Raw genomic sequence first — 11,711 nt, forward strand, 5'->3', positions numbered from 1 at the left:
CGTCGACCGCCGTCCAAGTATCGTGACGTTGCCGATGTGCTCGGAGTCACGGGCGCCAGGGGGGACGCTGGAGTGTGGGGCCAGGACGGAAAGGACGCCAGATGCAGGGACTCGTACTGCAGCTGACGCGCGCCGGATTTTTAATGTTGCTATGGGTATTCATCTGGTCCGTGCTGCGGATTTTGCGGACCGATATCTACGCGCCCACGGGTGCCGTCATGGTGCGCCGCGGCTTGGCGTTACGCAGCACCCTATTGCCCTCGCGGCAGCGCCGACACGCCGCGCGCTACCTGGTGGTCACCGAGGGCGCGTTGGCGGGGGCGCGCATCACACTCAGCGGGCAGCCGGTGTTGATCGGAAGGGCTGACGACTCGACGCTGGTCCTGACCGACGACTACGCCTCGACGCGGCATGCGCGCCTATCTCAGCGCGGTTCGGAATGGTACGTCGAGGATCTAGGATCGACCAACGGCACTTACCTTGACAGGGCGAAGGTGACGACTGCGGTACGAGTTCCGATAGGGACGCCGATTCGGATCGGCAAAACGGCGATCGAGTTGCGCCCGTGACGCTGGTCCTGCGATATGCCGCGCGCAGCGACCGCGGCCTGGTGCGCTCCAACAACGAAGACTCCGTGTACGCCGGTGCGCGGCTGCTCGCCCTTGCCGACGGCATGGGTGGCCACGCCGCCGGCGAGGTGGCCTCCCAGTTGGTGATCGCCGCACTGGCCCATCTCGACGACGACGAGCCCGGCGGCGACCTGTTGGCCAAGCTCGACGCCGCGGTGCGCTCCGGCAATGCTGCCATCGCGGCGCAGGTGGAGGCCGAGCCCGAGCTCGAGGGAATGGGCACCACGCTCACCGCAATCCTGTTCGCGGGCGACCGCATTGGTTTGGTCCACATCGGCGACTCGCGTGGCTATCTGCTGCGCGACGGTGAGCTGACGCAGATCACCAAGGACGACACGTTCGTCCAGACGCTGGTGGACGAAGGCCGGATCACCCGGGAAGAGGCACACAGCCACCCGCAGCGGTCGCTGATCATGCGCGCGCTGACCGGTCACGAGGTGGAACCCACGTTGACCATGCGCGAGGCGCGCGCGGGTGACCGTTACCTGCTCTGCTCCGATGGACTCAGCGACCCGGTCAGCGACGAGACCATCCTCGAGGCGCTGCAGATCCCTGACGTCGCCGAGGCCGCCTACCGCCTCATCGAGCTGGCGCTGCGCGGCGGCGGCCCGGACAACGTGACCGTGGTGGTTGCCGACGTCGTCGACTACGACTACGGCCAGACCCAGCCGATCCTGGCCGGTGCGGTCTCCGGGGACGACGACCAGATGACGTTGCCCAACACCTCGGCGGGCCGCGCCTCGGCGATCAGACCGCGCGAAGAGGCGGCCAAACGCGTTGCGCCGCAACCGGAAACGCCGAGCCGGCCGCGGTGGCCCCGGCGGCGGATGTTCTTCGTGGTGACGCTGGCGGTGCTCTTCGTCCTCTCCGGCCTGGCCATCGGATGGTGGGTCATTCAGCGCAACTATTACGTCACCGAGTACGACGGCAGGGTTTCGATCGTCCGCGGGATCCAGGGATCCTTGTTGGGCGTGCCGCTGCAACAGCCCTACTTGGTCGGCTGTCTGACCGCCCGCAACGAACTCTCCCTGATCAGCTACGGGCAATCCGATCACTCGAACTGTCAGCTGATGACGCTGCGTGACCTGCGCCGGCCGGGACAGGTCCAGGTCCAGACGGGGCTGCCCGGCGGCAGCCTGGATCAGGCTGAGTCACAGCTGCGACAATTGCTCGCCGAATACCTATTGCCCACCTGCCCGTCGCCGCGCGCCACGTCGCCGCCGGGGCAACCGGCCCCCGGGAGCGGCACCCCCGAATCAAGTGTCGCGACATCGCCAGCACCGACCACGCCACCAACCACCGCCCCTCCCGGCTCCAGCACCCCAGCCCCCAGCAGTGCCACAGGCGGCCCCGCGCCCTCGTCGCCGGCGGGCCCCACGACCACATCGCAGACGGTCACCGCGCTTCCAGCGCCTCCACTTCAACCGGGCATTGACTGCCGGACGGTGGCATGACGACGCAACTCCAGCCGCCCGTCGCGGTCACGCCTCCGCTGCCCACCCGTCGCAACGCCGAGCTGCTGCTGCTGTGCTTCGCCGCAGCGATCACCGTCGCCGCGTTGTTGATCGTCGAGGCAAACCAGGACCGTGTGTTGCGCTGGAACGTCATCAGCTACGGGCTGATATTCCTCCTCGTGTTCGGGTCGGCGCACCTTGCCATCCGGCGGTTCGCTCCTTATACCGATCCGCTGCTGTTGCCAATTGTGGCGCTGCTCAACGGACTTGGGCTGGTGATGATCCATCGGCTCGACCTGGTGAACAATCAGCTCAGCGGGCGTCATCATCCCAGCGCTACCCAGCAGATGATGTGGACCCTGGTCGGGGTGGTCACGTTCGCGCTCGTGGTCACCTTTTTGAAGGACCACCGGCAGCTCGCGCGGTACGGCTACATCTGCGGAATCACCGGCCTGGTGTTGTTGGTGATTCCCGCACTGCTGCCCGCGTCGCTGTCCGAACAGAATGGCGCAAAGATCTGGATTCGCTTCCCCGGCTTCTCAATTCAGCCCGCCGAATTCTCCAAGATCCTGCTGCTCATCTTCTTCTCCGCCGTGTTGATCGCCAAGCGGGGCCTATTCACCAGCGTCGGTAAGCATTTCATGGGCCTGACCCTGCCGCGACCACGCGACCTCGCGCCGCTGTTGGCCGCCTGGGTGATCTCGGTGGGCGTGATGGCCTTCGAGAAGGACCTCGGCACCTCACTGCTGCTTTACGCGTCGTTTCTGGTGGTGGTTTACCTTGCGACACAGCGATTCAGCTGGGTGGTGATCGGCCTCGTCCTGTTCGCGGTCGGCAGCGTCATCGCGTATTTCGTCTTCGCGCACGTCCGGGTCCGCGTGCAGATGTGGTGGGACCCGTTCTCCGATCCCGACGGCAGTGGCTACCAAATCGTGCAGTCGCTGTTCAGTTTTGCCACCGGCGGCATCTTCGGCACCGGGCTCGGCAACGGCCAACCCGATACCGTGCCGGCCGCGTCAACCGACTTCATCATCGCCGCGTTCGGTGAGGAGCTCGGCCTCGTCGGGCTCGCCAGCATCCTGATGCTCTATACCATCGTCATCGTCCGCGGCATGCGCACCGCCATCGCCACACGCGACAGCTTCGGCAAGCTGCTGGCCGCGGGATTGGCCTCGACCTTGGCCATCCAATTGTTCATCGTCGTCGGCGGTGTGACACAGCTGATTCCGCTGACCGGCCTGACCACACCGTGGATGTCCTACGGCGGATCGTCGCTGCTGGCGAACTACGTGCTGCTGGCCATCCTCGCCCGGATCTCGAACAGCGCCCGGCACCCGCTGCGGGGCCGTGAACGCAAGGATTCGCCGATCGCGGCCGCCAACACCGAGGTGATCGAGAAGGTATGAACACCTCTCTGCGCCGCATCTCGATCGCTGTCATGGCGTTGATCGTGCTGCTCCTGCTCAACGCGACGATGACGCAGGTGTTCGCCGCCGACTCGCTGCGCGCCGACCCGCGCAATCAACGCGTGCTGCTCGACGAGTACTCGCGTCAACGCGGCCAAATCGTCGCCGGCGGCCAACTGCTGGCCTATTCCGCGGCCACCGACAGCCGCTTCCGTTTCCTGCGCGTGTACCCCAACCCGTCGGTGTACGCGCCGGTCACCGGCTTCTACTCCCTGCGCTATTCGAGCACCGGCTTGGAGCGCGCCGAGGACCCGCTGCTCAACGGGTCCGACGAGCGGCTGTTCGGCCGCCGCCTGGCCGACTTCTTCACCGGACGCGATCCCCGCGGCGGGAACGTGGACACGACGATCCGGCCGCGCGTGCAGCAGGCCGGCTGGGACGCGATGCAGCAGGGCTGTGGCGGCCCGCCGTGCAAGGGCGCCGTCGTCGCCCTCGAGCCGTCCACGGGCAAGATCCTGGCGATGGTGTCGTCGCCGTCCTATGACCCCAATCTGCTGTCGTCGCATGATCCCGAGGTGCAGGCGCAGGCATGGCAGCGGCTTCGCGACGACCCCGACAATCCGATGACCAACCGCGCCATCTCGGAGACCTACCCGCCCGGGTCCACGTTCAAGGTGGTGACTACCGCAGCGGCACTGCAGGCCGGCGCGACCGACGCCGAGCAGTTGACCGCGGCGCCCTCGATCGCGCTACCCGACAGCACCGCGACGTTGGAGAACTACGGCGGCCAGCCTTGCGGCAGCGAGGCCACGGTGTCGCTGAAGCAGGCGTTCGCCCTGTCGTGCAACACCGCGTTCGTCCAGCTCGGTATGCATACCGGCGCCGACGCCTTGCGCAGCATGGCGCGCGCGTTCGGCCTGGACACCACCCCGAGCGTCATCCCGCTGCAGGTCGCCGAGTCAACCATCGGGATCATCCCGGACGCCGCCGCCCTGGGCATGTCCAGCATCGGCCAGAAGGACGTCGCGCTGACCCCGCTGCAGAACGCCGAGATCGCCGCGACCATCGCGAACGGCGGGGTACAGATGCAGCCCTACCTGATCGACAGCCTCAAGGGCCCAGATCTGGCCAACATCAGCACCACCGTTCCCTATCAGCAGCGCCGCGCGGTGTCGCCCCAGGTCGCCGCTAAGCTAACAGAGCTGATGGTCGGCGCCGAGAAGGTCGCACAGCAGAAAGGGGCCATTCCCGGCGTGCAGATCGCATCGAAGACTGGTACCGCAGAGCATGGCACCGATCCGCGTCATACGCCGCCGCACGCGTGGTACATCGCCTTCGCGCCCGCGCAGACGCCGAGAGTCGCCGTGGCAGTGTTGGTGGAGAATGGCGGCGACCGCCTGTCCGCGACGGGAGGTGCACTCGCCGCGCCCATCGGACGGGCTGTGATCCAAGCCGCGCTACAGGGAGGACCATGAGCCCGCGAGTTGGTGTGACGCTGTCTGGCAGATACCGCCTGCAGCGCCTGATCGCCACCGGCGGCATGGGCCAAGTGTGGGAGGCGGTGGACAGCCGGCTCGGCCGGCGGGTCGCGGTCAAGGTGCTCAAGCAGGAGTTCTCCCAGGATCCGGAGTTCATCGAGCGGTTCCGCGCCGAGGCGCGCACCACCGCGATGCTCAACCATCCCGGCATCGCCCAGGTCCACGACTACGGCGAAAGCCAACTGGATGGCGAGGGGCGCACCGCCTACCTGGTGATGGAGCTGGTCAACGGCGAGCCGCTGAACTCGGTGCTCAAGCGCACGGGCCGGCTGTCGTTGCGGCACGCGCTGGACATGCTCGAGCAGACTGGGCGCGCGCTGCAGGTGGCACACGCGGCGGGCCTGGTGCACCGCGACGTCAAGCCCGGCAACATCCTGATCACGCCGACGGGCCAGGTGAAGATCACCGACTTCGGCATCGCCAAGGCCGTCGACGCCGCGCCCGTCACGCAGACGGGGATGGTGATGGGCACCGCCCAATACATCGCCCCCGAGCAGGCACTGGGCCATGACGCGACCCCCGCCAGCGACGTGTATTCCCTCGGAGTCGTCGGCTACGAGGTCGTGTCGGGCAAGCGGCCGTTCACCGGTGACGGTGCGCTGACGGTGGCGATGAAACACATCAAGGAACCCCCGCCGCCGCTGCCCGCGGAGTTGCCGCCCAACGTGCGGGAACTGATCGAGATCACGCTGGTCAAGAACCCGGCGATGCGTTACCGCAGCGGCGGCCCGTTCGCGGATGCCGTGGCGGCGGTGCGGGCCGGACGGCGTCCGCCGCGACCCAGCCAATCCCCGCCGCCCGGACGGGCGTCGCCGGCGGCCATTCCGTCGAGCCCGACGACCAGGGCCGCAGCGGTGTCCAGCACCCGCGCCGCGGCGCCGCGCCGATCCCGGCCCGCCACCGGCGGCCATCGGCCACCCCCGGCCCGGCGCACCTTTTCGTCGGGCCAGCGGGCGTTGTTGTGGGCCGCCGGAGTGCTCGGGGCGCTGGCGATCATCATTGCGGTGCTCATCGTCATCAATTCCCGTGCCGATACCCAGCAGCAGCCGCCTCCACCGACGGTCACCGACACCGGGAGTCCGCCGGCGCCGCCGCCGACCAACACCCCGAGCGGTTCCGCGTCCGGCCCGTCGCTGCGGCTGAATTGGACGGATCGACCGACGATAGGGAATTCTGGACTGCAACGAGGGCCGGCCGAGCACGGGTGGGGTGAACCACTGACGCCCAGCGCGTCACCGGCCCGACACGAGATATCACGATGACCACCCCTCAGCACCTCTCTGACCGCTATGAACTGGGCGAAATCCTCGGCTTCGGGGGCATGTCCGAGGTTCACCTGGCCCGCGACGTCCGGTTACACCGCGATGTAGCGGTCAAAGTGCTGCGCGCCGACCTGGCCCGCGATCCCAGTTTTTATCTCCGGTTCCGTCGCGAGGCCCAGAACGCCGCCGCGCTCAACCACCCGTCCATCGTCGCGGTGTACGACACCGGCGAGGCGGAGACCCCGACGGGTCCGCTGCCCTACATCGTCATGGAGTACGTCGACGGCGTCACCCTGCGCGACATCGTGCACACCGACGGCCCGCTGCCCCCGCGCCGCGCGATCGAGATCATCGCCGACGCCTGCCAGGCGCTGAACTTCAGCCACCAGAACGGCATCATCCACCGCGACGTCAAGCCGGCCAACATCATGATCAGCAACACCAACGCGGTCAAGGTGATGGACTTCGGCATCGCGCGGGCGATCGCCGACAGCGGCAACAGCGTCACCCAGACCGCCGCCGTGATCGGGACGGCCCAGTACCTCTCGCCCGAGCAGGCCCGCGGCGACACCGTGGACGCCCGGTCCGACGTCTATTCGCTGGGCTGTGTGCTCTACGAAATCCTCACGGGCGAACCGCCTTTCACCGGGGACTCGCCCGTCGCGGTCGCCTACCAGCACGTGCGGGAGGACCCGATTCCGCCGTCGCAGCGGCACGAGGGCATCTCCGCCGACCTCGACGCGGTCGTGCTCAAGGCGTTGGCCAAGAACCCGGACAACCGCTACCAGACCGCGGCCGAGATGCGCGCCGACCTGGTGCGGGTGCACAACGGCGAACCCCCCGAGGCGCCCAAGGTGCTCACCGACGCCGACCGCAGCGGCCTGATCGCCTCCGGCGCAAACCAGCCCGGACCGCGCACCGATCCGCTGCCCCGGCAACCCCTTCGTCGCATCGACGACGGCGACGGCGGTGGGGTCGGCCGGTGGATCGTCGCGGTCGCCGCACTCGCGGTGCTGACGATCGTCGTCGTCATCGCCTTCAACACCTTCGGCGGCACCACCCGCGATGTCCAGGTGCCCGACATGCGTGGCCAAGTGTCCGCCGATGCGATTGCGGCGCTGCAGAATCGCGGCTTCAAGACGCGTACCCTGCAAAAGCCCGACTCGACGATCCCGCCCGACCACGTCATCAGCACCGATCCCGGCGCGAACGCATCGGTGAGCGCGGGCGATGAGATCACGATCAACGTGTCGACGGGTCCCGAGCAGCGCGAAGTGCCCGACGTCTCCTCGCTGAGTTACTCCGACGCGGTCAGCAAGCTCAAGGCCGCGGGATTCAGCAAATTCAAGCAGGCCAACTCGCCGTCGAGTCCCGAGTTGCTGGGCAAGGTGATCGGCACCAACCCGCCTGCCAACCAGACGTCCGCGATCACCAACGTGATCACGGTGATCGTCGGCTCCGGGCCCGAGACCAAGCAGGTGCCCGACGTCGCCGGCCAGACCGTCGACGTCGCGCAGAAGAACCTCACGGTCTACGGCTTCACCAAGGTCACCCAGGCGCAGGTGGACAGCACCCGCCCCGCGGGGGAGGTGATCGGTACGAATCCGCCTAAGGGCCAGACGGTTCCGGTGGATTCGGTGATCGAGTTGCAGGTATCCAAGGGCAACCAGTTCGTGATGCCCGACCTGAGCGGGATGTTCTGGACCGACGCCGAGCCGCGGTTACGGGCGCTGGGCTGGACGGGCGTGCTGGACAAGGGCGCCGACGTGGACGCGGGTGGCTCCCAGTCGCACCGGGTGGTGTATCAGAATCCGCCGGCCGGCACCGGCTGCAACCGGGACGGGATCATCACGCTGAAGTTCGGCCAGTAGCCGCCGGATCGGCCGGCAGGTACGGCTGCACCGCCGCCCGGACCTCGTTCTCGAGCCGGCGCACCAGCGTGTCATTGCGGGCCCATCCGCAGTAGGCCAGCCAGTTCGCGAGCATTCGATGTCCACCCTCGGTCAGGATCGACTCGGGATGGAACTGGACGCCGTGAATCGGCAACTCCCGGTGCCGCACGCCCATGATGACGCCGCCGCGGGTGCGGGCCGTTACCTCGAGCACCGGGGGAAGCGACTCTGGAAGGATGGTCAGCGAGTGGTAGCGGGTCGCCGTGAAGGGATCCGGAAGCCCTTGCAGCACACCGGCATTCGTGTGAAAGACGCTGCTGGTCTTGCCGTGCAGCAGCTCGGGGGCGCGGTCCACGGTCGCGCCGAAGGCGACCCCGATGGCTTGATGACCGAGGCAGACTCCGAGTAGCGGGGTGCGCTCGGCGGCGCACGCGCTCACCAGTCCGATGGACGCACCCGCGCGTTCCGGGGTGCCCGGGCCGGGGCTGAGCAGCACACCGTCGAATCGCTGAGCGATGGCGGGCTCGTCGGAGAGTCTGGCGTCGTCGTTGCGCCACACCTCGGCCTCGACGCCCAGCTGGCCCATGTATTGCACCAGGTTGAACACGAAGCTGTCGTAGTTGTCGACGACCAGGATCCGCACCGTGCCAGGTTACCGTCCGGCGGAAATCAGTAGCCGATGGTTCCCATCGGCTGCGCGAAATGCAGCCGATCCGGCTCGGTGTGGCCGACGATCTGCACGTCCGGCTTGACCTCTTCGCGGTAGCCGAGCCCGAATCGGACCACGTATTGGCGGTACAGGGTGACCAGGGGAGCGGCGGCCAGGGCGGCCTGCATGGCGGCCGCGTTGCCGATCGCGGTGATTGTGTAGGGCGGGCTGTAGGTCCGGCCGTTGAGCAGGAGCGTGTTGCCGACGCAGCGGGGCACCGAGGTGGCGATGATGCGCTGGTCCTGCATCTGAATCGCCTCCGCGCCGGCGCTCCACAACGCGTTGAGCACCGCCTCGATGTCCTGCTGGTGCACCACCAGGTCGTCGGGCGAGGCATCCCGCGGGAAACGGCCGTTGGCGTCGCGGGGCGCATCCTCCAGAGTCACGGTCAACCCCGGGCCATGCACCGGGTTCATGCCGGCGTCGGCGGCCAGTTCGGCGGAGCGTCGCAGCATCGCCGCCAAGGCCAGGTCCGAGGAGCGTCCGTGCGCGGCGTCGATCTTGCCGGATAGCTCGTCGCGTTGGGCGTTGAGATGATTGACCGATGCCTGGGCCTCTCGGACCAGGTCGACCAGCCGGGGCGCGTCACTGCGGCGGATCTCGGCGCCGCCGGACACCCCGTGCGTGGCGGCGAGGAGCAATCCCGCCAGCAAGCACACCAGCGGGACGCCGAAGCGCCAGGGTGACCGGCCCTCGTCGCTCATCTGCTCTCCAATTTCCTGGTCGGCGGCCCAGGTGAGTTAGTCTCGTAGCCAAGCTGTGCGTGCAGCTGCGGTCGTTATCGTTGCACCCCGTCCCGCTCACCGTCTTGTTGAGGTAATCATGCCCAAGTCCAAGGTCCGCAAGAAGAATGACTTCACGGTCAGCGCGGTCAGCCGCACGCCGGTCAAGGTGAAGGTCGGACCGTCGAGCGTGTGGTTCGTCGCCCTGTTCGTTGGTCTCATGTTGATCGGACTGATCTGGCTGATGGTGTTCCAGCTGGCGGCCGTCGGGAGCCAGGCACCGACCGCGCTGAACTGGATGGCGCAACTGGGGCCGTGGAACTACGCCATCGCGTTCGCTTTCATGATCACCGGCTTGTTGCTGACGATGCGCTGGCACTGAGCGAGCCTGGCAGCGGAATGAATTTATTTTCTGGTTGTCCCGTTACTGCGCCAGCAACATCGCAACCACCCAATCACACGCGTGTGATTTATCCCCACTGTTGATAGCGTCTGTGGATAACTCCATAGGCCGTGGTGGGAGGCCTTGAGTAGCGCATGCAGCAAACACAATGGGAGCCTCGCCTCGCGGGAATCGCTGGTTGTGGAGCCGCGGGCGTTCTGATGGCTATCGCCTCTGTGACCGTGGTCACAGACGTGCCGGGGCGCATTCTGACCGGGATTGCCGCGGCGGGTCTGCTCTTGTTTGCGGGCGCGACGTGGCGGGCGCGGCCCAAGCTGGCAATTACCGCAGACGGCTTGGCGCTCCGAGGATGGTTCCGGACGCAGTTATTACGGCCGACCGACATCAAGATCATCCGGATCACCGAGTTCCGCCGCTACGCACGCAAGGTGCGGCTGCTCGAGGTCGAAACGGCAGACGACGGCCTGGTGCTGTTCTCTCGGTGGGACCTCGGGACGGATCCGTTGGAGGTGCTCGACGCGCTGACGACCGCCGGCTACGCCGGCCGAAGCCCGCGTTGACCGGTCGAGGGAGCGGCCCGGTTTAGGAGATAGTGATCGACTCGATCACGACCGGCTCGGTGGGCCGGTCGTTGCTGTCAGTGGACGTCGTCGCGATCGCCTCGACCACGCGCTGCGACTCCGGGTCCGTCACTTCACCGAAGATGGTGTGCCGGCGGTTCAGGTGCGGAGTCTTGCCGACCGTGATGAAGAACTGCGAGCCGTTGGTGCCCGGGCCGGCGTTCGCCATGGCCAGCAGGTACGGCTTGTCGAATTGCAGTTCGGGGTGGAACTCGTCGGCGAACTTGTAGCCCGGGCCGCCGCGACCGGTTCCGGTCGGGTCGCCACCTTGGATCATGAAGCCCTGGATCACCCGGTGGAAGACCGCGCCATCGTAGAACGGACCGGAAGACCCGCCCGATGCGTTCTGGGTCGAGTACTCCTTGGTGCCCTGCGCCAGGCCAACGAAGTTGGCGACGGTCTTGGGCGCGTGGTTTCCGAACAGAGCGACTTTGATGTCGCCGCGGTTGGTGTGGAGCGTGGCGGTAGCGGTCTGAAAGGGGCTGTTGGTCACGGCATGAGAGTCTGCCACTCCGCGTGGAGATGCCCGCACCCGGTGTCACCCCGAGCCGAGCGGCGAACGAAAAGGCGGCGCGCGCACAACAGTTCCGCTGGTGTCCCTATGCTGGCAGTCTGTTCAGCACGCACAGAAAGGCGACAGATGAGGGCGAAGGCGGAATCCCGGCTGTCCCCGCGGGAGCGACTGGCTCGCGGGCTGACCTACTCGACGGTGGGCCCGGTGGACGTGGCGCGGGGAGTCGTCGGCCTGGGTGCCCAGTCGGCGCAGTCGACCGCGTCGCAGATTCGCCGCAAGTATCAAGAGGGGCGTCTGGCCAAGGAACTCGCCGCTGCCCAAGAGACCCTTGCGCAGGAACTGGCGGCCGCCCAGGAGGTTGTTTCGAACCTGCCTCAGGCGCTGCAGGACGCGCGGCGCGCGCAGCGCCGCACCAAACGTCCGCTGGTGTTCGCGGGGGCGGCCGTCGTGGTCCTCGCCGGCGGCGCCGTCGCGTTCAGCCTTGTCCGGCGCTCGGTGCGGGCGAAGCCTCAGGAGCCGCAGTCGCGGCCGCCCAGTGTCGACGTTCAGCCACGCCCCTGAC

The 11,711-nt window shown here is 67.5% G+C and carries 12 protein-coding genes; 9 read left to right on the top strand and 3 right to left on the bottom strand.

What is annotated here, in order from left to right:
• Positions 1-101 precede the first annotated feature (101 nt).
• The 6 genes from A5681_RS20980 to pknB are packed head-to-tail and all read left to right on the top strand — an operon-like array spanning position 102 to position 8,160.
• On the top strand, positions 102-569 hold the full coding sequence (locus A5681_RS20980; protein WP_046183038.1) for an FHA domain-containing protein FhaB/FipA: 468 nt from the start codon (positions 102-104) through the stop codon (positions 567-569).
• A complete protein-coding gene (locus tag A5681_RS20985; protein WP_067279723.1) occupies positions 566-2,083 on the top strand; it encodes a PP2C family protein-serine/threonine phosphatase in 1,518 nt (505 codons plus the stop codon). The genes A5681_RS20980 and A5681_RS20985 overlap by 4 nt, the downstream gene beginning before the upstream one ends.
• Positions 2,080-3,489 (top strand): FtsW/RodA/SpoVE family cell cycle protein, encoded by a 1,410-nt coding sequence (locus A5681_RS20990; RefSeq protein WP_067279727.1) that lies wholly within the window; start codon positions 2,080-2,082, stop codon positions 3,487-3,489. The genes A5681_RS20985 and A5681_RS20990 overlap by 4 nt, the downstream gene beginning before the upstream one ends.
• Positions 3,486-4,964, top strand: coding sequence for a D,D-transpeptidase PbpA (pbpA, locus tag A5681_RS20995; protein WP_067279731.1), 1,479 nt, complete (start codon positions 3,486-3,488; stop codon positions 4,962-4,964). The genes A5681_RS20990 and pbpA overlap by 4 nt, the downstream gene beginning before the upstream one ends.
• Complete coding sequence (locus A5681_RS21000; protein WP_067279734.1) at positions 4,961-6,289, top strand: serine/threonine-protein kinase; 1,329 nt, start codon at positions 4,961-4,963, stop codon at positions 6,287-6,289. Before pbpA ends, A5681_RS21000 begins: the two co-directional genes overlap by 4 nt.
• On the top strand, positions 6,286-8,160 hold the full coding sequence (gene pknB, locus A5681_RS21005; protein WP_067279737.1) for a Stk1 family PASTA domain-containing Ser/Thr kinase: 1,875 nt from the start codon (positions 6,286-6,288) through the stop codon (positions 8,158-8,160). Before A5681_RS21000 ends, pknB begins: the two co-directional genes overlap by 4 nt.
• Here pknB and A5681_RS21010 read toward each other — a convergent pair.
• Both A5681_RS21010 and A5681_RS21015 read right to left on the bottom strand, forming a co-directional pair.
• A complete protein-coding gene (locus tag A5681_RS21010) occupies positions 8,138-8,824 on the bottom strand; it encodes an aminodeoxychorismate/anthranilate synthase component II (RefSeq protein WP_067279741.1) in 687 nt (228 codons plus the stop codon). The two genes, pknB and A5681_RS21010, sit on opposite strands and share 23 nt — an antisense overlap.
• 26 nt (positions 8,825-8,850) lie before the next feature.
• A complete protein-coding gene (locus tag A5681_RS21015; RefSeq protein WP_067279745.1) occupies positions 8,851-9,594 on the bottom strand; it encodes a DUF881 domain-containing protein in 744 nt (247 codons plus the stop codon).
• 118 nt (positions 9,595-9,712) lie between these two features.
• Here A5681_RS21015 and crgA point away from each other — a divergent pair, with 118 nt between their 5' ends.
• Complete coding sequence (gene crgA, locus A5681_RS21020) at positions 9,713-9,994, top strand: cell division protein CrgA (protein ID WP_066992724.1); 282 nt, start codon at positions 9,713-9,715, stop codon at positions 9,992-9,994.
• Positions 9,995-10,149: 155 nt separating this feature from the next.
• Positions 10,150-10,575: a PH domain-containing protein gene (locus A5681_RS21025; RefSeq protein WP_067279748.1), complete on the top strand. Its 426-nt coding sequence runs from the start codon at positions 10,150-10,152 to the stop codon at positions 10,573-10,575.
• A 22-nt stretch (positions 10,576-10,597) separates the two neighbouring features.
• Here the strand turns inward: A5681_RS21025 and A5681_RS21030 are convergent, their stop codons facing one another.
• Positions 10,598-11,146 carry a peptidylprolyl isomerase gene (locus A5681_RS21030; RefSeq protein WP_046183029.1) on the bottom strand — a complete coding sequence of 183 codons (549 nt, stop codon included), beginning with the start codon at positions 11,144-11,146 and terminating at the stop codon, positions 10,598-10,600.
• A 129-nt stretch (positions 11,147-11,275) separates the two neighbouring features.
• On the opposite strand from A5681_RS21030, the gene cwsA reads away from it, so the two are divergent.
• Entirely contained in the window at positions 11,276-11,710 is a 435-nt protein-coding gene (gene cwsA, locus A5681_RS21035) for a cell wall synthesis protein CwsA (protein WP_067279752.1), read from the top strand.
• The last annotated feature ends 1 nt before the right edge of the window (position 11,711 follow it).

Origin of the sequence: Mycobacterium scrofulaceum, assembly GCF_001667885.1 — a bacterium.
GTDB classification, from domain to species: Bacteria; Actinomycetota; Actinomycetes; order Mycobacteriales; family Mycobacteriaceae; genus Mycobacterium; species Mycobacterium scrofulaceum_C.